16 protein-coding genes are annotated in these 21230 nt (G+C 70.2%); 13 read left to right on the top strand and 3 right to left on the bottom strand.

Annotated features, from left to right (window positions below):
• Positions 1-19: 19 nt before the first annotated feature.
• A complete protein-coding gene (locus AB0M24_RS16665) occupies positions 20-1174 on the bottom strand; it encodes a hypothetical protein (protein ID WP_363767480.1) in 1155 nt (384 codons plus the stop codon).
• A 107-nt stretch (positions 1175-1281) separates the two neighbouring features.
• On the opposite strand from AB0M24_RS16665, the gene AB0M24_RS16660 reads away from it, so the two are divergent.
• The gene (locus AB0M24_RS16660; RefSeq protein ID WP_363767477.1) at positions 1282-3822 is read left to right on the top strand and encodes a LuxR C-terminal-related transcriptional regulator; all 2541 of its coding nucleotides are present in this window, start codon (positions 1282-1284) and stop codon (positions 3820-3822) included.
• Positions 3823-3893: 71 nt separating this feature from the next.
• Entirely contained in the window at positions 3894-4781 is an 888-nt protein-coding gene (locus AB0M24_RS16655) for a dienelactone hydrolase family protein (protein ID WP_363767474.1), read from the top strand.
• Here the strand turns inward: AB0M24_RS16655 and AB0M24_RS16650 are convergent.
• Positions 4778-5206 (bottom strand): DUF6326 family protein, encoded by a 429-nt coding sequence (locus AB0M24_RS16650; RefSeq protein ID WP_363767471.1) that lies wholly within the window; start codon positions 5204-5206, stop codon positions 4778-4780. The two genes, AB0M24_RS16655 and AB0M24_RS16650, sit on opposite strands and share 4 nt — an antisense overlap.
• A 271-nt stretch (positions 5207-5477) precedes the next feature.
• Between AB0M24_RS16650 and AB0M24_RS16645 the strand changes: the two genes are divergently transcribed.
• The 5 genes from AB0M24_RS16645 to AB0M24_RS16625 are packed head-to-tail and all read left to right on the top strand — an operon-like array spanning position 5478 to position 12360.
• Complete coding sequence (locus tag AB0M24_RS16645; protein WP_363767468.1) at positions 5478-7916, top strand: CapA family protein; 2439 nt, start codon at positions 5478-5480, stop codon at positions 7914-7916.
• Positions 7917-7919: 3 nt separating this feature from the next.
• Positions 7920-9926, top strand: coding sequence for a HAMP domain-containing protein (locus AB0M24_RS16640; protein ID WP_363767465.1), 2007 nt, complete (start codon positions 7920-7922; stop codon positions 9924-9926).
• A complete protein-coding gene (gene pgsB / locus AB0M24_RS16635; protein WP_363767462.1) occupies positions 9926-11098 on the top strand; it encodes a poly-gamma-glutamate synthase PgsB in 1173 nt (390 codons plus the stop codon). Before AB0M24_RS16640 ends, pgsB begins: the two co-directional genes overlap by 1 nt.
• Complete coding sequence (locus AB0M24_RS16630) at positions 11095-11577, top strand: poly-gamma-glutamate biosynthesis protein PgsC/CapC (protein WP_363767459.1); 483 nt, start codon at positions 11095-11097, stop codon at positions 11575-11577. Before pgsB ends, AB0M24_RS16630 begins: the two co-directional genes overlap by 4 nt.
• A gap of 9 nt (positions 11578-11586) precedes the next feature.
• Positions 11587-12360 carry an NlpC/P60 family protein gene (locus tag AB0M24_RS16625; protein ID WP_363767456.1) on the top strand — a complete coding sequence of 258 codons (774 nt, stop codon included), beginning with the start codon at positions 11587-11589 and terminating at the stop codon, positions 12358-12360.
• Here AB0M24_RS16625 and AB0M24_RS16620 read toward each other — a convergent pair.
• A complete protein-coding gene (locus tag AB0M24_RS16620; protein WP_363767453.1) occupies positions 12357-13196 on the bottom strand; it encodes a hypothetical protein in 840 nt (279 codons plus the stop codon). The two genes, AB0M24_RS16625 and AB0M24_RS16620, sit on opposite strands and share 4 nt — an antisense overlap.
• Before the next feature lie 233 nt (positions 13197-13429).
• On the opposite strand from AB0M24_RS16620, the gene AB0M24_RS16615 reads away from it, so the two are divergent.
• The 6 genes from AB0M24_RS16615 (at position 13430) to AB0M24_RS16590 (ending at position 21226) form a co-directional block, all read left to right on the top strand.
• Entirely contained in the window at positions 13430-14959 is a 1530-nt protein-coding gene (locus AB0M24_RS16615; RefSeq protein WP_363767450.1) for a histidine kinase, read from the top strand.
• A gap of 1 nt (position 14960) precedes the next feature.
• A complete protein-coding gene (locus AB0M24_RS16610; protein WP_363767447.1) occupies positions 14961-15641 on the top strand; it encodes a response regulator transcription factor in 681 nt (226 codons plus the stop codon).
• A 97-nt stretch (positions 15642-15738) separates the two neighbouring features.
• Positions 15739-16257, top strand: a complete 519-nt coding sequence (locus AB0M24_RS16605; protein WP_363767444.1) for an RICIN domain-containing protein — start codon at positions 15739-15741, stop codon at positions 16255-16257.
• Between the two features lie 100 nt (positions 16258-16357).
• Positions 16358-19504 carry a tetratricopeptide repeat protein gene (locus tag AB0M24_RS16600; RefSeq protein ID WP_363767441.1) on the top strand — a complete coding sequence of 1049 codons (3147 nt, stop codon included), beginning with the start codon at positions 16358-16360 and terminating at the stop codon, positions 19502-19504.
• A complete protein-coding gene (locus AB0M24_RS16595) occupies positions 19501-19917 on the top strand; it encodes a DUF1232 domain-containing protein (RefSeq protein ID WP_363767439.1) in 417 nt (138 codons plus the stop codon). The genes AB0M24_RS16600 and AB0M24_RS16595 overlap by 4 nt, the downstream gene beginning before the upstream one ends.
• A 106-nt stretch (positions 19918-20023) precedes the next feature.
• On the top strand, positions 20024-21226 hold the full coding sequence (locus tag AB0M24_RS16590) for an epoxide hydrolase family protein (protein ID WP_363767436.1): 1203 nt from the start codon (positions 20024-20026) through the stop codon (positions 21224-21226).
• The last annotated feature ends 4 nt before the right edge of the window (positions 21227-21230 follow it).

Raw genomic sequence — 21230 nt, 5'->3', positions numbered from 1 at the left:
GAAGTCCGCGAGTGCCGGCTCAGCCGTGCAGTGGTCCGCCGAAGTAGAAGAAGCCGCCGAAGCCCCTGTTCACGTCGGGCAGGATCCTGCTGTGCATCCGGTTCTCCAGGCTGCGGGTGATGAACTGGTCCGCGATCGGCCGCCGGTTGCTCCCTGCTCCGCCGGCCGCGGCGATGTTGCTCGTCGCCCTGCCGCCGAGGTTGAGGAAACCGCCGAACACGCCGCCGGGCGGGCGCCGCATGAGGAAGATCCGCTGGTTCACGCCGCGGGTGTACACGTGCAACCCGCCGCCCTTGGGCAGCGAGACACCGGGGTCACCCTGGAAGTTGCCCCCGAAGCTCACCCAACCGGGAGCGTTGAAGTTCCACGTCCACAGGGCGCCGTTGGTGCCGCGGACGAACACCTCGTCACCCCGGTACTCGAACGTGAAGCCGTCGTTGGTCAGCACCGGGTTGCCGCCGGCGGTCATGGAGCCCAGTCCTTCCCAGCCGTTGTGCAACCCCGTGGTGTTGTTCAGGACGGTCGAGTAGAGCCGGTTGTCGAAACCGCGCACCACCAGCCGCATCTGGAAGTCCAGGGACGTCTGCGGGATCAGTGCCGCCGTCACCTCGCTGGTGGTGTAGAGCAGCAACGGGTTCCAGCCCTGCGGAGTCTCGTTGACGATGAGGTTGGTGTAGAGACCGCCGGTCTCGGCGTCGCGGGCGAAGATCCGGGTCATCCGCGCCCGCGCGGGGCTGTCCGGGATCTTGACCGCGGTCACCTCGCTGGAGATGTCCAGGCCTCCGATCTCCTGGAACGGTGTCGGGAAGCTGTAGCTGATCACCGAGCTGGTGATCACCTTGTTCGTGGTGGAACGGGCGTAGACCTGCGCGCCCTGGGACTCGACGACCGCGGTCGGGTCTCCGATGATCGGCCCGCCGATGGAGAAGAAGTCGCTGTAGCCGGCGGTGGCCGGGTTTCCGGTGCTGAACAGGACCGTGCCGTCCAGGCCGCGGGAGACCATGAACAGGCCCGTCGGATCGATGATCGGGGTGCTGGCGAACGTCACGTCGTTCGGCAGTGGCGATGCCGCCGCCGAGGCCGGGCTAGTGGGCAGCACGGCCGCGGCCGCCGCGGTCAGCGCGATCGTCGCCAGGGCGCGTCCCCACGCCCGGCGGAATCTCAAGCGGTGCATGGATTTCCTCCCCTGCTTGCGTGTGCCGTTCACACGCGAACCGGGAAAGGCTAAAAATCTGTGCCGCTGAGGAGCATCGGCAGACCTACGGCATCTACTACTTAAACGTGGAACGCGACGAGGTAGTGGGCAGGGCCGAGGAGATCGGCCTGTTCGAACACGATCTGGATCTGCTGCGGGCCGGACGTGGTGGCGCGATGGCGGTCACCGGTGAACCGGGCATCGGCAAGACGCGGCTGCTCGCGGCGTTGGGTGTCGCCGCGAGCGAAGCCGGTGTCATCACGGTGCGTACGTCGACGGAGCTTGCCGAGGTGCGTCAGGCGAGCGGTGCGGTGGTGTTCGTCGACGACGTTCATCGGCTTGAGTCGGATTCGGCTTCCGTGCTGGAGGAGCTCGTCCGGGTCGCCCGAACCCGGCCGTTGCTGCTCGTGCTGGCGTACCGGCCGCGGCAGGTCGATCCGGTGGTCGGCGCGGTGCTCAGCTCCGCTGCGGCGTCGGCGGACCTGAGGCACGTCAGGCTCGGACCGCTCTCGCTCGTCGAGACCAAGGAACTGCTGGCGGGCCACGACGACATCGAGCGCGTGCACCTGGAAGGCAGCGGGAACCCGTTGTACCTGAAGCTGATCGCCGGGCAGGCGGCCGAGCCGACGGGTGGGCTGCTGGCGGAGTTCGCCGGGCTGGGCGAGGCCGAGCTCAGGACGGCTCAGGCGGCCGCGGTGCTCGGTGGCCCTTTCACCCTGGACGTGCTGTCCGAGGTGTGCACGCACGATCCGGCCACGACCCGCAAGGCCGTGGACGTGCTGGTGACGGCCGACCTGGTCCGGCCCGGCGAGCTCGTGTCGCTGCTGGAGTTCCGGCACCCCGTGGTCGCGTCGGTCGTCTACCGGCACATCCCGATCGGCGAGCGATGGTTGCTGCACAGCCGGGTGGACGAGGCGCTCGCCCGTCGCGACGCACCACCCGGCCGGCGTGCGCGGCACATCGCGGCAGCCGGTCTGACCGGGCAGGTCGACGTGCTCCTGGCCGCTGCCTGCGAAGCCTCCGACACCGACCCGGCGGCCGCCCTGCGCTGGGCCGGTGCCGCAGGTGCGTTGATGTCCCACGGCGACCCGCGAACGAGCGACGCGCAGGCGTTGGAGGCCCGTGCCCGGCTGGTGCTGGGCGAGGTGACGCAGACGTACGACGGGTTGCGGTCGGCGCACGCGGAAGGAACCGCGAGCGTCCTCTACGCCGGCCGAGCGCTGGAACTGCTCGGGCAGTACGGCGAGGCGCGCGCCCTGTTGCGGGCCGCGGTGCCCGACGACCACTCGCCGGACGCGGCCGCCGTGCTGTCGGACCTCGCGAACCTGCACACCGACGCCATGGACTTCGTGTCCGCGGCCGACTGCGCGACGACAGCGGTCGGCATCGCGCAACGCCACGGTGACCGGTTGCGCGAAGCGGCCGCGCTGACCGAGCAGGCGTGGGCGCGGGGATGCGCCGGCGACATCGAGTTCACGCGCGTGGTGGTCGGTGCCGCGGCCGCCCTGGTCGACGCGATGTCCGACGCCGTCGTCATGCGCGACCTCCGCTGCCTGCACCAGCTCGCGCTCACCGAGCTGCTGGTGGAGGACGTCGTCAACACCTACCGGCATCTGGTGCGCGGAGTGGAACTGTGCCGGCGCACCGGCCAGCTCTACATCTTCTCGGCCATGCTCGAGCTCTTGGGAGAGGTGGAGCTGCGGGTCGGGCGCGTGGCCGAGGCCGTGGCGACGTTGGACGAGGCGGTGCACCAAGCAGGCCGCGACGATCTCGGGCCGCAGCAGAGCATCGCGACCGGTGTGCGCGCCTACGCCCGGTACTGGCAGGGCGGTGACGTAGCCGAAATCCTCGCCGACGCCGAGACGATCGAGGCGAGGTGCGCGGGCCTGCGCTACGGCTGGGCGGTGTTCGGCCGGTGCATGGCGGGAGAGCTGATCGCGCTGGCCGGCGATCCGCAACGGGGCAGCCGTCTGCTGCTCAAGCTCGGCGGCGGTCCGGATATTCCGTTGGTGGCGAGCCGCAGACAGGTGCGCACGTGGGAGTCGCTGAGCGGCGCCGCGATGACGTTGGGAGACACCACCTCCGCCGCCCAGTACGCCGAACTGGCCCTGCGCCACCCCACCACGGCGTGGTCGGCATCCCGCCGCGGCCTGGCCCAGCGCGCCAGAATCCGCGCCATCCCGGGCGAACCGAGTGAGCTCACCGCCTGGGCCAGCGCCGCGGCAGCCGAGTTCGCCGCCATCGACCACTGGCTGGACCTCGCCATCACCGAGCACCTCGCCGGCCGGGCGTTCCTCGACGCCCACCGCCCCGACCTGGCCGCGGCACACCTGGACCGAGCCGCCGACCACGCCACCGCCTGCGGTGCGGGCCGTCTCACCGCTCTCGTGGCAGCAACCCGCGAGCGCCTGAACCAGTCACCGCGCCCGGCCTGGACCAGCCCGCTCACCAGCCGGGAGATAGAGGTGGCCGAACTCGCCGCCGCCGGCCTCACCAGCGCCGAGATCGGTCGCCGCCTGTACCTGAGCACGCGGACCGTCGACAGCCATCTCGGCCGCGTCTACCGGAAGGTGGGGGTGTCGAACCGAATCGGTCTGGCCCAGCTCATCCACGCCGAGGGGGTCTAGGCTCGTCCACGCCACCGCGGGCTGCCGGTGACCAGCCGGTGCCACTCTCGCAGAGTCTGTTGGGAGCAGCCATGACGGAGATTCAGCAGTATCTCGCGGAAGAAGTCGCGGAAGACCTCGCCGACGGCATCATCAACCGCAGAGAAGCGCTACGCCGCCTAGGCCTGCTCGGTGTCACCGGTGCGGCCGCGAGCGGGTTGCTGGCCTCGTTCGCCTCAGGCACCGCGACAGCCGAGCCGGCGAGCGGTACACGTTCCGCGTCCGAGACGAGCTGGGCTCCCGTCGCTCGAGAGTCGATCACGTTCGCCGGCCCGCGCGTGCCGCTGATGGCCGCGTGGGCACCCGCCGCGAAACCCCGTGGTGCCGTGCTGGTCATCCACGAGAACCGCGGCCTGAACGAGCACATCCGCACGGTCGCCGGGCGGTTCGCCGCCAGCGGGTACTCCGCGCTGGCGCTGGATCTGCTGTCCGAGGAGGGCGGCACCGGGGCGTTCCCCGGTGAGGCCGAGGTGGCCGCCGCGCTGTCCAAGATCCCGCCGGAACGGTTCGTGGCGGACATGAAGGCCGCCCTGACCGAGCTCAAGAAACGCGTGCGGGGCAAGAAGCTGTGCGCGGTCGGCTACTGCTTCGGCGGCAACATGGTGTGGCGCCTGCTCACCTCGAACGAACCGCGCCTGGCCGCGGGCGCCGCCTACTACGGTCCGTTCCCGGAAGGCGGGACCTTCGCCGGCTCCCGTGCCGCGGTGCTCGGCGTCTACGGCGGTCTGGACGCCAGGGTCAACGCGACCAGGCCCGCGGCCAAGGCAGCGCTGGAAGCGGCGAGGCTGAAGTACGAGCTGCTCACCTTCACCGAGGCCGATCACGCCTTCTTCAACGACACCGGCGCCCGGTTCAACCCGCACGCCGCGACGGAGGTCTGGCGCCGAACGCTGAACTGGTTCGACGCCGCCGACCGCTAGGCAGCCGTCACGACGGATGATCGCGACCAAGTCCAGGCGTACCAGACGATGAACGCGGTGCAGGCCGCCTCGATGACGACGAAGAACGCGTAGAAGACGTTCACCGGCCCGCTGGTCGTCGACCAGATGACCAGCGCGGTGTGCAGCACGCCGACGACGATGTTGGCCCACCGGTTCGCACGGTGGGGGAGCAGCCGCGACAAGAGGACCATCGCGATCGCCGTCTCCATGAGGATCGCCGTCACCAGCACGAACCCCTGGGTGATCTGGATGCCGGCGACGTTGCCCGACAGCAGCTGCGCGTGTTCTTCCTTCTGCAGCACCGGGTTGAAGAACAGCCCGAAGATGTCGGCGTAGGCGTAGTTGAGAATCACGAAGATCCACAGCGTGGAAAGGACGACTCTTCGGTCTTTGGTGGCAGCCACGTTCACACGCCCGCTCGTGCGGTCGTGTCGCTGCGAGACGGTACGTACGCGCCTGTCCCCGGACATCCGGGAGAACCCGGACATCCACCCCTGAGGGGCGGCTGACTCGGCTGGAGTACATCGGGAGATGTACCTAGCCATCGGTCCGACGCCATACCTCGCGGATTCGATCTCCGTCTTCGGGAGGTTTCCGGCCGGACCGGGAACTGGAACCTTCATGCCTGGGAGCGAAAGCTGATTGTCCTAGGTGGACGGTGGAGGTCTGCGGCACGTGAAGCGCCTTCGGTGGGCAAGGCGGGTGGTGCCCGCGGGTGGGCTGGTCGTCGTTCTGGTCCTGACGCTGGTCGTGGCGTTTCGGGCGTTGAACGCCGCGAACGGGTGTGCCGGCTGCGATGCGCCGCACCACGAGCTCGGGTTCTCGGTCGCGCTGCAGGTCTCGGACGAGTCCGGCCGATCGTTGCCGGGCGCGGTGGTGCGGCTGCACGGGCACACGGCGGCTCCGGTGCGGCTGGAGGCTGACCAAGACGGCAACGTGCGCACTCCGCAGTTGCGCGGTCCGGTCGTCGCGGTCGTGGAGGCGCCGGACCACCTGCCGGAGCCTGTTCAGCTGGATGAGGCTGACGCGACGGTGAACGTGAAGCTGTTCGCCCGCAAGGCGAATCGGTTCGTCATGCACTCGGCCGGCGATGTGATGTTCGGCCGCCGGTACGCCGAACCGGAGAGCGGGGAGGCACTCATCCCCGCTTCGTCGGCTGATCGTGGTGCGGAGCAGGTGGTGTCGGCTATCGCGCCCGTCTTCGGTGCGGCGGACCTGCGGACGGTCAACCTGGAGAGCGTGTTGACGGACATGCCGTCGCAGGGGGCCTATCCGAAGAAGCGGTTCATCCTGCAGTCGAGCACGGCTACGACGGCGGGGCTGCGCACGCTCGGCGTCGACTGCGCGGTGCTGGCGAACAACCACGCCAGGGACTTCCTCGACCAAGGGGTCGCCGACACGAGGAAAGCGTTGGTGGAAGCGGGAATCGCGATGGTGGGTGCCGACGCGACCGCCGAGAGCGCGGCCGTTCCCCATCGCAGGGAGGTCAACGGCACCGGTGTCGGTATCGCGGCCTTCACCAGCGTGGACGGCGATTTCGTCAACGGCGCGTATCCCAGCGCGAAGGTTGCCCCGCCCAAGGACGCCGAGGCCTGGCAGTACGAGGAACGGTCGTGGGGCTTCCAGAGCGACAAGGTGACGGTGCCCGCCGCCGCGCGTCGCATCGGCAAGGCCTGGGAGGAGTACCGGAAAGCCGAGAAGAAGGCCGACCCGGCGGCGCTGTGGTCATCGCTCATCGCGGTGTACCCGGAGTTGCAGGACTGGGTCGCCCGCCGCGGGCACGGTGGTGCCGCGGTGTGGGACCCGGTCGCCTCGCCCGCACTGATCAAGGAGCTCTCGGCGCAGCAGCAACTGACCGTCGTGCAGCTGCACGCGGGCTTCCAGTTCGAAGCCGCGGCCTCGGAGAACGTGCGCGACATGGCGCACGCGGCCGTCGACGCCGGCGCGGACATCGTGATCGGGCATCACCCGCACGTGCTGCAAGGCCTGGAGTGGTACAAGGGCAAGCTGATCGTCTACAGCCTCGGCAACTTCGTGTTCGACCAGAACTTCCTGGCGACGTTCTCCAGCGCGATCCTGCGCACGGTGTGGGAGGGCGACCGGATGCTCGAGGCCAGGTTGTTGCCGCTCGAACTCGTCGGCTACCGGCCGGTGGCGGTCACCGGTGACGCCGCACGGCGGGTACTGGGCCGGATCTGGGAACGCAGCCTGCTTCCCGCCGTTACGACACGTGACTCCAGTGGGGCGGTCCGCACCTACGCGCGGAAGTCCGAAGAGGACAGTGCGCCCGGCCAGATCGTCGTCGAACGCAACACCGGCCGCATCACCCAGGTCGCGCCGCAGGAGACGGCGAAAACCGTGACAGTGCCGCCGAAACAGGTCGTGTCACTGGGAGGAGCGGGTGACCTCGTCCGTCCGAGAGCGGGCGAGGGCGTCGAGGTTGGACGTGACCTGTTCGGCTGGGGCGGCTTCGAGGACGACACCGCTGACGGCGGCGTGGGTTCGGCGACTCACTGGAACACCGACAGCGGCTCCGAGTCGTGGCAGACCGGGCCTACTCCGCGGGGACAGCGGTTCCTGCACCTGAACGCGCCGCCGGGTAAGGCCGTGCAGACCCGTGCGACGGCACGGGTCGCCCTGCCGCGGCACCGGCTGCACGAGGCGGCGAGGGGTGGGGCGCGGCCGCTCGACCCCTCACCGTCCTACTCGATGCGCGCGTTGGTCCGCGGTTCCGCGACGGGCAGCGCCTACTTCCGTTTCGGCGTCTACCACTTCGACGACACCAACCCGACCGAGGACCCGAGCTCGACCCTGTTGACCACCATCACCAAGCCGGTGGACGTGCCGGGCGGCGGCGCCTGGCACGAGGTGACCGTCGACCTGTCCACGGACGACCTGGACACCGCGGAAGGCACCGGGAACATGGTCATGATGTACGCCGGTCTGCATCGCCGAAACGACGGACTGTCCGCGTCTCTCGACCTCGACGACGTCCGGTTCGTGGAGTGGCGTGACGCCCAGGGCATGACCGGATCGTTCGGCGACTTCACCCTGGCGCGCAACAAGGGTTCCGAGGCACGGGACCTGTCGATCACCATGCGGACACCGTCCTGAGCGATGTGGAGAACAGTGTCTCGCCAGCAGCTCGAACGACAGATGGCGGAAGCGGGCTTTCCCTCCGGCGCAAGGGTTCCGGCCATAGCAGTAGTAGCAGTGCTGACTCTGCTCGCCGCCTTCTGCGCTACCAGGCTCGGCGGCCAGCCTGACGCCTCCGAGACAGCGGTCGTCGCCCGGTCCCAGCAGTGGTTCGCGGAGGTGCTCGCCCGTTCGGCGGGGGAGTCGGTGAACGACGCGGTCGGCGACCTGGCGACCGCGGTGAAGCTGTCCGGCACCGAGACCGGCACGCCTGAGCGCGCGGTCGCCTACTTCGCGCGGACGTCGCCGCGGATCAGGGGAGTGGCCGTGCTCGACAGGTCGACCGGCGCGCTGCTGGCGGCCGCGGGCGAACCGGTCCCGATCGAGTCCGTGCCGAGGGAAGCCTCGTCGAGGGTCGTGGTGGGCGGCAAGATCGCGCGCACCGTGGCGAGCAGCGTGCTGCCCGGCGGCGACAGGACGGTCGTGGTCTCGACCGAACTGGCGGTGGCCGCCGACAGCTCAGGAGCCGTACTGCTGTCCACGATGGACGGTGAGTCGGTCGAACTCCGTCCAGGAGAACGGGACGACGACCTGGTGCGGCGGGCCGTGGCCGAGGCGGAGGACGGGAAGAGCGGCTACCTCGTGGGTTCCGGGCAGGCCGCGGTGCCGATCGTCGCCTACGCACCGGTCACCACGGGCACCGCGAAGACGCGGCTCGGCGTCTCAGTGCTCTTGTCCACGTCAGTGCCCGCGATCGAAAGCACGCGCCCGGCCAGCGCGTTCGTCCCGGCCGCGTCCCTGCTCGGCGTCCTGCTGCTGGTGCTGTTCCTGCTCTGGGGAGCGCTCGTACGGCCGTTGCGGCGACTGCGTGAGGACGCGCTCGCGCTCGCCTCGGGAGAACTTGACACCGCGGTACGCCGGTCGCGGATCAGTGAGCTGGAACGAATCGGAGCCGCCCTCGCCGGTGAGCGCCGGGCCCCGCGGTGGAGTTTCTCCGCGCGGGTACCGGTCGCGCTCGCCGCGGTCGTGGTGCTCGCCTGGGCGGGAACCGTGGCGCTCACGCTGGGCAGACAGGACGTTCAGGTACCGGAACGAGCCACGCGGGTCGCGCAGAGCCTCGCGAACGCGACCGCCGCCGCGGTGCAGGGCAGTCTTCAGCAGGGTGTCGCGGACCTGAAGGTGCTCGCGACCAGGATCTCCTCGACCGGGTCCAACGAGTTGCGCCCGGCCCTGGAAGAACTGTCGGCCAGGCATCCCCGGTACCGCAGCGTGTACGTCGTCGACGCGAGCGGGACCGTCGAGGTGCGCGCCGGGCGTGCCCCGATGCGCGAGGACGGACCGCCTCCGGACAAACCCGCGATTCATCAGCAGAACAACGTCGGCCGGGTTCCGGTGGTCTACGCGAGCGCACCACTTCCGGGCAGCCGGCGCGTCCTGATCGGTGAGCTGGACGTGGTGAAGCTGTCGGCGGTCGTGCGCAAACCCGGCGGCGCGGGACGGCTCGTCGACGCCGGACTGCGCACCGTCGCCGCGACGGTCGGCTTCCGCGCCCACGAGAAGATCACCGAGGAACCGTTGCGCCGCAACGTGAGCAAGGCGTTGCGAGGCGAGCAGGAACCCTCCGTGGAGGACGTGGGCGGTCGCAGGTCGGTGGTCGCCTCCGCCCCGATCCGCGGCTCCCGCGCCACCAGCGAACTGCAGTGGGCCGTCGTGATCCAGCAGCCGGTCAGCGACATCCCCTTGCCGGGCAACGACGTCCGCCGCACCGCGTGGCTGGTCTCGCTGGTCGCTGCGGTCACGGCGTTGGGCCTGCTCGGCTGGTATCTGCTGGTCATCGTGCTGCCGTTGCGCCGGTTGGCGGCCAGTGCCGACCGGTTCTCGAACGGCGACCGGAACACCGTGATCTACCCGCAACGGCCCGACGAGACCGGCACCATCGCCCGCTGCCTCGAGCTCCGCCGCCAAATGATCGACGAACGAGGACCTTGATGCGCTTCCTGCACACCGTCTACCTGGTGGCCTGCCTCGCCCTGTTCATCTCCGGGATCGTCGAACAACGCAGGCATTACGCGAACCTGGGCCGGATCCGCTACCGGGTGCTGGTCAACGGCATCCGCGGCAAGAGCTCCATCACGAGGCTGTGCGCGGGGGCGTTGCGCGGCGGATCGCTCACGACCGTGGCCAAGACCACCGGGACCGCGGCGCGGTTCATCCACCCCGACGCCACCGAGGAACCCGTGCACCGCAAGTTCGGCATCGCGAACGTCGTCGAGCAGATCGGCATCGTGCGCAGAGCCGCCGCGTACGACCCGGAGGCACTGGTGATGGAGTGCATGGCGGTGATGCCGGACCTGCAGGAGATCAACCAGAGCAAGCTGATCCGCTCCACCATCGGCGTGCTGTGCAACGTGCGGGAGGACCACCTCGCCGAGATGGGGCCCACGCTCGACGACGTCGCCCGCTCGCTGTGCCGGTCGATGCCCGTCGGCGGAGTCTGCGTCACGGCCGAGGTGGACCGGTTGCCGATCCTGCGGGAGGAAGCGGAACGGCGTGACTGCCGGCTGGTCTCGGTGAACCCGGCGGAGGTGACCGACGAGGAGATGAGCGGCTTCACCTGGATCACCTTCAAGGAGAACGTCGCGATCGCGCTGGCCGTCGCCGAGCTGTGCGGAGTGTCCAGAGTGGACGCGATCAAGGGCATGCACGACGCGCCACCGGATCCGGGAGTGCTGCAGGTGCACCGCTACCAGGTGGAAGACAGGCAGATGCGGTTCGCCAACGTCTTCGCCGCCAACGATCCCGAATCGACGCTGATGAACATCGAACTGCTGCTGGAGCACGGCGCCATCGAGCGTCCGTTGCACGTGCTGATCAACTGCCGGCCGGATCGGGTGGAGCGCAACGGCCAGATGGGCGCGCTGATCGGCCGGCTCGACCCGGCGCGAGTGATCCTCATCGGCGAACCGACTCGCAGCGCCGCCGATACCGTGCCACCGGAGTTCCGCGACCGCATCGTCGATCTGGGCGGCCGGCGTGATCCCGCGGAACTGGTGCGCGGCATCGTGTCCGACGACAGCGAGGCGATCTCGCTCGCGGCGATCGGCAACATCCACGGCCAGGGCGAGGCCCTGCTCGCCGAGCTGGAACGGAGCCGGTCGTGATCACCGGCAGCCTCCAGCCGGAGGTGGCCACGCTCGGCCTCGCGATCGGCCTGTTCTTCTCCCTGCTCTGCTACCTCACGTCGAACCTGTCGCCCGGCGGCATGATCACCCCGGGCTGGCTGGCACTCACGCTCGTCGAGGACTACCGGCGAGCAGCGATCGTCGTGCTGATGACGGCACTGACGTACGCGGGCACGCGCGGCCTGCAACGCGTGGTGATCCTCTACGGAAAGCGCCTGTTCGCCGCTGTCGTACTGCTCAGCGTGCTGTTGCAGACAACGCTGTTCATCCTGCTGCAGAAGGACTATCCGCTCATCTACGTGCACCAGACGCTCGGTTTCGTGGTGCCGGGACTGATCGCCTACCAGCTCGTGCGGCAGCCACCCGCGGCCACGGTGATCTCGACCGTCGCGGTCAGCGGTCTCGCGTACGGCGTGCTGATCAGCGGTGTTCTCCTCGGCCTCGTTCCGACCACCTGAGAGGCGACGATGTCCCGACTGCGCACGACGGTTCTCGTTGCGGTGATCGTGTTGTCCGGCATCGCGTCCGCACGCGTCGCCGTCGACCAGCAGCGCCAGGAAGGGGTGCGTGCGGGCGTCGCCAAGCCCCGCCCGGACCTGCTCGGCCGCGACTACCGCTACGAACGGCTGAACGCCCCGGCGCGCACGGTGGTCCGCGACGAGCACGGCGCCGTCGTCGCGATGTTCACGGACGGCGCGCGGACCGCGGCGATCACCGGCCTCGCCCGCACTTTCACCGAACCGGCGAAGACACCGGCCGTCGTCACCACTCCGGTGTGGGCGCGGCTCGTTCCCCGGCCGTGGCAGCGGGACGCCGAACGGGAGGAGTGGTTCCGGCCGTGGCTCGACGCGGCCGTGGCGGATCGCAGCGACGACGTTCTCGCGATCGCGACGCAGTACCTCGGCACCGCGCCTCTCGACGCCGCGGGATACGTCCGGCTCGTCTTCGGTGACCGCCTCGGCTACCCGGTGCGGGACACCCCAGCCGCGATGTCCGACACCGGCGTGCCGATCGAGACGACGCCGGTCAGGCTCGCGCTGCAGCCGGGAGATCTGCTGTTCTTCGACACGGGGAAGGGCTCTGTCGACCACGTGGGCCTGTTCGTCGGACTCGATCAAGCAGGACGGCCGCGGTTCGTGTCCAGCCGGAAGGCGGAAGGTCCCACCCTGGCTGACGAAGGCGCGTCGTTCGACCGGAAGCGCGGCAGCGGTGCTGGGCTGCGCGGTGTTCGAAGGCTCTAGATCGTCTTCGCGATCGCCTCGACGAGCCCGGTCCACTTCGCCGGGTCGTCGCGCACGCTGCGATTGATCTCGACGTGGAAGAACGTCGTCGCGAACTGCGCGGCCGTAGCACCTTGCGCGTTTCGCGTGCCTTCGAGCGCACCGCAGTCGGACCGCCACGCGCGACACACGCGAAGGCCGGGCACGTCCGCGGCGCGCGCGATCTGATCTCCTGCGACCGCGGCGCCTGAAGAGAGCACCACGTCGGACGACGGCAGGCTGCGGTCGTCGAAACCGTGCAGCTGCACCTGCGGCAGCCGTAGCCGAGCCTGTTCCTCGGCGAGGGCGTGGAACATCGAATCCGTGCGATGGGCCATGTCGCCACCCGCCGCACGCCGGTGGGTGCCCGCCACCGCGAGCACAGCGCCCGGTGCGCGCCGGAACAGCTCCAGGCCGATCTCGTCGGTGCGCAGGTCGTTCACCGGGTGCGGTACCTGGACGGCGACCCGCACCGGCTGCGAGAGGTCGACCGCGTACAGGCCCCAGCCCCGTTCGGCCCCCGGCGCCTCGGTGACCAGCGCGTAGGGCCGGCCGGTCCGCGCGTCGGTTCCCCTGTTCACCACCATTCCCAGGGACCGGAGGTCGTCGAAGTTCAAGCCCACCAACGCGGCCGCGAATCGCCGCCGATCGTGCTCGCTCGGCGGCTGGTACGGGTTGTCCTCGCGCACGGTTCCGATGAACCGCCGGAGCCGGTCGCCGAGATCTTCGGCCCGATCCGGCAGTGCGACGAGCAACGCCACCAGCACCGCACCCGCACCCAGACCCGCGACCGCCCGGCGTCCACCCGGAACTCTCATGCCCGCCAGCCTCTCCGGCGCACCGGGCGCTGTCTTCATGCCGAGGACGGACGGCCGTTCCGCTTTGGTGACACCAAAGGCGTTCCGCGTATGTCTTTCGGGGTACGCCGAACGCCAGGCGATGTCGAGACCGGTGACCAGGAGTGCAGGCCTGCTAACCTGACCGTGACCATGGGCACTGGTGTGACCGAACAACTGACCGTCCACTGAGGACGCTGCCCGCCGGGAGTGCCATGAGGAACGTGCGGCTGTCCGCGGTGCTGACGGAGCTGCTGTTCGCCGGATGTGTAGCTGCTGTAACGGTACAGCTGATCGACCTGATGCCCGCGTGGGGCTGGCCGGACGTGCTCGACCCCGTGCCCCACGTTGCGGTCACCGGTGCCGCGGTGCTGCTGGTGCTGGCGCGGCGGGTGCCCGTCCCCACGTTGTTGGTGGCAGCGCTGCTGTTCGGCGCGTTCCCCGCGACGGGTGTCGCGTTCGCGGCGATCACCCACAGCGCGGGCGGACGGATCGGCACGACCGCACAACGCTGGATCGCTTTGAGTGCCGCGGCCGTGGTCCCGATTGGCGTGGTGCTGCTCGTCCAACCCTCGCACCAATGGCGTTACGTGGTCGTGGTGATGGCGATCGCGACGGTCCTGTGCGTGGCCCTGCCCGCACTCGTCGGCCTGTCGCAGACCCAGCAGACGCGGCTGGTCACCGTGATGCGCGACCGCGCCGAGTCGGAGGCCCGGTTGCGCGAGCGCTCCCGGATCGCCGGCGAGATGCACGACCACCTCGGCCACCGGCTGAGCCTGATCGCGATGTTCTCCGGCGCGCTGGAGACCGCGGCGAAGGGCAAGGACCCGAAACTGCTGGACGCGGCGAGCCACGTGCGCACCGCCGCACGCGGCGCCCTCGACGAACTGCGGCAGTCGCTCGGCACGCTGTGGTCGCCGGACGTGCCGGACGCGCACAACACCACCGGCACCCGCGACGACATAGCGCAGCTGGTGGCGTCTTCGCGGGCCGCCGGGATCACCGTGACCCTCGACTGGCGCGGAGACGACCTGTCCGACGCCCCGTCCGCGCTGCGCCACGCCGTGCATCGCGTGGTGCGGGAAGCGTTGACCAACGTGCACAAGCACGCCGCCGCGGCTGCTGTCTCCGTCACCGTCGAACACGAAGAAGGACAACTGTCCGTGTGGGTGCGCAACGGGTACGCGCAGACGGCCACCGATCGCTTGCCCGGCAACGGACACGGCCTGGTGGGTCTGCGGGAACGAGTCGGGCTGCTCGGCGGCACCCTCTCCGCCGGTCCTGCACCGGACGGCGGGTTCGCGGTGGTCGCGACCATGCCGTTGCGGGGCGGCAGGCCCAAGGTCGTGCCGACGCCGCAACCCGTTCCGCCGCCGCGGCTCACGACCAGGCTGGCCAGTGGACTGCTCGGAGTCGGCGGTCTGGTCGCGGTGGCGGCCATGCTCCTGATGACGTTGATCCTGGGCGCGCCGCTGCTTCCTCCGATCGACGACGAAAGCCTCCTGGACGGCGCCGAGCTGGGTACGACGTCGGCGCAGGTGGAAGCGGTGTACGGACCGCATTCCGCCGCTGCCCAGAAAGCCGCGGCCGGGGTGGAGCCGCCTGTGCCGCCCGACAGCAAGTGCGCCTACGTCGAGGGTGCCAAGACCGAGGAGACGCAGATCGTGCTGGTCTACCGGTTCTGCTACGCGGCGGATCGGCTCGTGGACAAGGTGTGGATCTCCACCGACGGCCAGGTGAGCTGACGTGACCGAGCCCATCCGCGTGCTGCTGGCCGACGACGAACCGTTGCTGCGAGCGGGCCTGGCGTTGCTGCTGGCCCAGACCGACGACATCGAGGTGGTGGCCGAGGCCGCCGACGGTGCCGCTGCCATCGAGCTGGTCCGTCAGCGCCGGATTGACGTGGTGCTGCTGGACATCCGAATGCCCAATGTGGACGGTCTGACCGCGGTCGAGGAGATCAGCCGCACCGCGCCAGAAGTACGCGTCATCATGCTCACGACGTTCGGCGACGAGCCGAACATCGCCAGGGCCCTGCGCGCGGGCGCAGCCGGTTTCCTGCTCAAGGACACCGAACCGGACCGCATCCTGCACGCCGTGCGCGCCGCGCGCTCCGGTGACGCGGTGCTGTCCCGCCAGGTGGCCCGCCGCGTGGTGGACCAGTACCTCGCCGCGGCGTCGGCCGAGGTGACGGCGGCCCGCGCGAACCAGGCACAGCGCCGGCTGGCCGTGCTCACCAACCGCGAGCGCGACGTGCTCGTGACGATGGGCCACGGCCTGGCGAACGCGGAGATCGCCGAGCACCTGGGCCTGGCCGCGGGCACGGTGAAGGTGCACGTGAGCCGGATCCTGACGAAGCTCGGCTGCGCGAACCGCGTGCAGGCGGCCATCCTCGCCCACGACGCCGGTCTCCTCGCGTCGGGCTGACGGTGTCGACAGGTTGTCGACGGACTGTCGACGGCCCTCGCCATCGTGTTCCCCACGGGGCGGCCGTCAGGCGCCCAGGTTCAGGGGAGGTACCCAGATGAGAAGGTGGATCGCCACGTCGGCGTTCACGATCACCACCGCCGTGGTCGGCCTGGTCGGCGCGGCCACGCCCGCGCTGGCCGACGACCACTTCGACGTGACAGTCCGGAGCGCGGTCAGCGGCAAGTGCCTGGCACCGCAGGGCAACTCGTCCGCCGACGGCGTGCCGATCGTCCAGACCACGTGCAACGGCAGCCCGTTCCAGCGGTGGGACTTCATCGACCACGACGACTCGATCTTCACGATCCGCAACGCGGTCACGTTGAAGTGCATGGACGCGTTGGGCCGCAACACCAACGGCGTTCCCGTGGTCCAGTGGCCGTGCGCGAACATCAGCAACCAGCGGTTCCAGGCGAACCGGAGCCTGCCCGACTTCGTGGAGCTGCGGTCGCGGGTCGCCGGCACGCGGACCCACTGCCTCGACGTTCCGGGTGGACGGACCGACGAGGGTCTCGCGGTGCAGCTCTGGGTCTGCAACGGCACCGCCGCGCAGCGCTACGGAGTGTTCCCCGTCTGACAGTTCAGCGGCGGTTTGGCCCGCCTCCGCGCCTCCGTCGTATCCCCGTGCCCGATGATTGCTCTCTCATTGCGGCGCACCAGGGACGAGCGGAGGCCGGATGGCTGGGCAGTGGATGCCGGACGACGGTGTTCGCGTGCTCGGACCGTTCGAGGTCGAAGCCGCCGGGAGACTGCTGGATCCCGGCGGCCCTAGGTTGCGGGCGATGCTGGCGCTGCTCGCGGTGTACGCGGGCAGGCCGGTGAGCGTCGCGACGTTCGTCGCGGAGCTGTGGGGCCCGCAGGCGCCGCCGGATGCCGAGCGGACGGTCCGGACCTATTCGTCCAGACTGCGCAAGGGCATTGGGCCGTTGGCCGTGCTGATCGGCACGCGCGCGCCTGGGTATGTGTTGCTGGAACCGGACGTTGTGGACGTCGTCCGGTTCCAGCGGCTCGCCAGGGAGGGGCACGCGGCGCTGGCCGAGGGCGCTGCCGCGAGCGCGCGGGAACGGTTGACCGCCGCGCTGGAACTGTGGCGTGGCAGGCCGTTCGACGAGTTCGACGGGGTCGCCGCACTCGAAGCGGAACGGATCCGGCTGGCAGGTGTGCGGCTCGACGTCGTGCAGGACCGCGTCGACGCGGACCTGGCCGCCGGATCCGGTGTGGAGCTGGTGGCCGAGCTGACCGACCTCACCGTCGCGCATCCCGGCCACGAACGGCTGTGGGGCCAGCTGATGACGGCCCTGTACCGCGCCGGCCGCCAAGCCGATGCGCTCGAAGCGTTCCAGCGGGCACGGCGAGGGCTCGTCGAGCACGCGGGTGTGGAACCGTCGCCGGTGCTCGCGGACATCCAGGAGCGGGTTCTCGCGCACGACTCCCGGCTGCTGGCCTCGCCGGAGCCGATTCGGACCGCGGACCCGCGACCGGCGCAGCTGCCGCCGCTGGTGCGGGGTTTCACCGGTCGCGAGGCAGAGCTGGCCGAACTCGACACAGCCGTCGCGGCATCCGGGGACGCGGTCGCCGTTGTCGCGGTGTGCGGCACGGCCGGTGTGGGCAAGACCGCTTTGGCTGTGCGCTGGGCACATTCCGCCGCCGCGCGGTTCCCCGACGGCCAGCTCTACGTCAACCTGCGCGGGTTCGACCCCGAAGGGGCACTGCCACCGGAAGAGGCGTTGCACGGGTTCCTGGCCGCGTTCGGCGTCACGGCCGACCGCATGCCGCAGGTCCTGCAAGCGCAAATCGCGCTCTACCGAAGCATGACCGCGGGCAAGCGCGTTCTGGTGGTGCTCGACAACGCGCGCGACGCCGCCCACGTCCGCCCGCTGCTGCCTGCCGGGCCGGGCAGCGCCGTCGTGATCACCAGCCGCGACGACCTGGCCGGTCTGGTGGCCCGCGACGGAGCACACCGGGTCGGGCTGGACGTGCTCGGTGCCGACGAGGCGGCCGACCTGCTCCGGTTGCTCATCGGCGACCGGATCGCCACCTCCGCGGAACTCGACGACCTCGCCGCGCAATGTTCTCGGCTGCCGCTGGCACTGCGCATCGCCGCCGAGCTCGTCGCCCGGCGCGGGCGCGTGGGTCTCGACGACCTCGCCGACGAACGACACCGCCTCGACCTCCTGCAGGCCGGCACCGACGCCGACACCGCCGTGCGGGCGGTGTTCTCCTGGTCGGAACGGCACCTGCCGGCGGCGGCGAACCGCCTGTTCTGGTTGCTGGGCCTGCATCCCGGCCGCGACACCGACGCCGACGCGGCCGCCGCGCTGGCGGGCGTGGACGCGCGGGTCGGCCGGAACCTGCTGGACGTGCTCCAGGGCGCTCACCTCGTGGAGAACCCGGGCCGTTGGACGATGCACGACCTCCTGCGCGCTTTCGCCCGTGAACGTGCGGAACAACGACTCTCGGAGTCCGAACGCCACAACGCGCTGAAGAACCTCTACGAGCACTACCTGACCGCCGCGCTCGACGCGATGGACGCCTTGTACCCGTACACGAAACGCTGGCGTCGCGGCGAGTCCGGCGTCGACGAGCCGTCCACCATGACCGCGTCCGCCGCGAAGACGTGGCTGGACACCGAACGCCTCACGCTCGTCACGATCACCGGCACCGCGGCGGGTGACCTCGCCGAGTACGCCGTGAAGATCGCGCGGGTGATCGACCAGCACCTGAACGTCGGCTACCACAACGCCGACGCGTTCTCGGTGCACCAGAACGCGCTCTCGGCAGCGGAGAACCTGGGCGACGCGGCCGGCAGAGCCCGCTCGTTGCTGGAACTGGGCCGTTCGCACGCGCGCGCCGGTGCCTACAGCGAGGCCGACGAGCACTACCGCCGGGCGTTGGGACTGTACCGGCGGCTCGGCGACCTCCCCGGCGAGGCCCGAACGCTGCATGCCTTGGGCAACAACGAAGGCCGGGCCCGCCGCTACCACGACGCCCTCGCCTCCTACTCGCTCGCGCTGACGTTGAGCCGCGAAGCGGGCGACCGGGGCCAGGAAGCGGTCGAACTGGCCAGCATCGGCCAGGTGCAGCACAGTCTCGGCCGCCACGACGAAGCCATGGACTGCTACCGCCAGGCAGCCGCGATCTACGCGGAGATCGGCCAGCGGGTGGGCCAGGGCCGCATCCTCAACGACCTGGGCAGCGCCCTGCAGAGCTACGGCCGGCTGGAGGAAGCCCACGAACACCACCAACGGGCCTTGGCGATTCTGCACGCCGTCGGTGATCGCGCGGCGGAGGCGATCGCGCACACGGACCTGGGCCGCATCTGCTCGCGCTGGGGCCGTCACGCCGACGCACTGGAGCACCACGAGCAGGCGATCGCCGTGTTCCGCGAGATCGGCGATCCCGTGGGAGAGGCCGAGGTGCTCATCAACCTGGGCATCGCGCACGAGTGCATGTCCCGGTACCGCGAGGCGGCCGACCTTCACCAGCAGGCCGAGACGCTCGCCGTGAAACTGGGGGACCGCCTGCTGGAGTGCGCCGCTCTCAACGGACGAGGCCGGGCCGCCGTCGCCTCGGGCCGCTACGACGAAGCCGTTGCGTGCCACCAAGACGCACTGGTGCACGCGCGAGAGATGGAAGATCGCGAGCAGGAGGCCCGTTCACTGGACGATCTGGCCACCGCCCAGGAGCGTGCCGGGCAGCCTGCCGAGGCGCGCCGGCTCCGGGAGGCCGCGCTGCCGATCTACGAGTCGTTGCGCATGCCCGAGGCCGATGAGGTGCGCGAACGGCTCGCCAAGCGTGTCGCGGACGTAGCATTCGAGCGGTGACCGGCTCGTTCTGGTGGGATCTGCTGATCGGCCTCGCCGCCGCGCTGCTGCTGGCCTGGGCGGCGTTGATCGTCGCGTTGCTCGTCGTCCGCCCGCGCGGAGGCCTGCTGCGCGAAGCACTCCGCCTGCTCCCCGACGTGCTGCGACTGGTGCGCAGGCTCGCCGCGGACAGGTCGTTGCCGCGGGGAGTCCGGATCCGGCTCGGCCTCCTGATGGTCTACCTCGCCCTCCCGATCGACCTGATCCCCGACTTCATCCCCGTCCTCGGGTACGCCGACGACGCCATCATCGTCACCGCCGTCCTGCGCGGCGTCGTGCGCCGAGCCGGACTCGACGCGGTTCGCGCGCACTGGCCCGGCACCGACGACGGGTTCGCGGCGGTGGTCCGGCTCACCGGTCTCGACCGCCCGTGATCACACCCTGGTGATGCTTCGACCAGGGGTTCTCACTGGGGCGATCGGCGGATGCACCTCGGCACGCTGAGGGTGTCCCGGATTTCCCTCGTGAAAGGCGTGCGACATGTCCACGCTCGAGCAGCAGACCGATCATGTGATCCGACCGTTCAGCGTCCGCTTCCGCCAGGAGGCGCTCGACCAGTTGCGTCGTCGTCTGGCGGCGACGCGCTGGCCGACCAGAGAACTGGTCGGCGACCGCTCGCAAGGCGTGCAGCTGGCCACGATGCGAGCGCTGCACCGCTACTGGGAGAACGACTACGACCTGCGGCGAGTCCAGTCGCGGCTCAACGCGCTGCCGCAGTTCACGACCGAGATCGACGGCGTGGACATCCACTTCGTGCACGTCAGGTCGAAGCACGCGGACGCGCTGCCGTTGATCATGACCCACGGCTGGCCGGGGTCGGTCATCGAGATGCTCGACTCCGTCGGCCCGCTGACCGACCCGACCGCGCACGGCGGCACCGCTGCGGACGCGTTCCACCTCGTGCTGCCCTCCCTGCCGGGGTACGGCTTCTCGGCGGAACCGAAGGAGGTCGGCTGGGACCTCGTGCGCACCGCTCGGGCGTGGGCGGGGCTGATGCGCCGGCTCGGCTACGACCGCTACGTGGCGCAGGGCGGCGACGTCGGGGCCGGCGTCACCGACGCGATCGGGCGACTGGGCCCGCAAGGTTTGGTGGGCATCCACACCAACCTGCTCGTGCCCGCGCTCAACGACCCGTCGTCGTTGCCGAACGGCACCGAGGAGGAACGCGCGGCGCTGGCCGCGATCAAGGAGTTCCAGACCACCGGCAACGGCTACTTCGTCGAGATGGCCACCCGGCCGCAGACCATCGGGTACGCGCTGCTGGACTCCCCGTCCGCGCTCGCCGCCTGGATGATCGACCACGACACCGACGCCTACTACAAGATCGCCAGTGCGTTCGTCGACGGCAAGCCGTCCGGCAACCTCACCCGCGACCACCTGCTCGACAACATCACCGCCTACTGGCTGACCGGCACCGGCGCGTCCACCTCCCGCAGCTACTGGGAGGCCTACGGAGCCGACGCCCCCACCGCGGGCCAACCGCCACTTCCGGCGCCGCGGGTTCCGGTCGGGTTCAGCACGTTCCCCGGCGAGATCTGGCGGACTCCGCGCAGCTGGGCCGAACTGTCGTACCCCACGCTCACCTACTTCGGGGTCGCCGAACGGGGCGGTCACTTCGCCGCCTGGGAAGAGCCGGAGCTGTTCGCAGCCGAGGTCCGCGCCGCGTTCCGAGAACTGCGCTAGGAGG

This window comes from Lentzea sp. NPDC051838 (assembly GCF_040681245.1).
Lineage (GTDB): Bacteria > Actinomycetota > Actinomycetes > Mycobacteriales > Pseudonocardiaceae > Lentzea.
The sequence above is the reverse complement of the archived record's forward strand: the minus strand, read 5'-3'. Positions and strand labels throughout refer to the sequence as shown.

What these genes read in the sequence shown, in the direction of transcription:
- AB0M24_RS16665 (WP_363767480.1), bottom strand. Translation starts at nt 1,174, where the DNA reads ATGCACCGCTTGAGATTCCGCCGGGCGTGGGGACGCGCCCTGGCGACG.
- pgsB (WP_363767462.1), top strand. Translation starts at nt 9,926, where the DNA reads ATGCGCTTCCTGCACACCGTCTACCTGGTGGCCTGCCTCGCCCTGTTC.
- AB0M24_RS16590 (WP_363767436.1), top strand. Translation starts at nt 20,024, where the DNA reads ATGTCCACGCTCGAGCAGCAGACCGATCATGTGATCCGACCGTTCAGC.
- AB0M24_RS16605 (WP_363767444.1), top strand. Translation starts at nt 15,739, where the DNA reads ATGAGAAGGTGGATCGCCACGTCGGCGTTCACGATCACCACCGCCGTG.
- AB0M24_RS16620 (WP_363767453.1), bottom strand. Translation starts at nt 13,196, where the DNA reads ATGAGAGTTCCGGGTGGACGCCGGGCGGTCGCGGGTCTGGGTGCGGGT.
- AB0M24_RS16600 (WP_363767441.1), top strand. Translation starts at nt 16,358, where the DNA reads ATGGCTGGGCAGTGGATGCCGGACGACGGTGTTCGCGTGCTCGGACCG.
- AB0M24_RS16615 (WP_363767450.1), top strand. Translation starts at nt 13,430, where the DNA reads ATGAGGAACGTGCGGCTGTCCGCGGTGCTGACGGAGCTGCTGTTCGCC.
- AB0M24_RS16625 (WP_363767456.1), top strand. Translation starts at nt 11,587, where the DNA reads ATGTCCCGACTGCGCACGACGGTTCTCGTTGCGGTGATCGTGTTGTCC.
- AB0M24_RS16655 (WP_363767474.1), top strand. Translation starts at nt 3,894, where the DNA reads ATGACGGAGATTCAGCAGTATCTCGCGGAAGAAGTCGCGGAAGACCTC.
- AB0M24_RS16640 (WP_363767465.1), top strand. Translation starts at nt 7,920, where the DNA reads ATGTGGAGAACAGTGTCTCGCCAGCAGCTCGAACGACAGATGGCGGAA.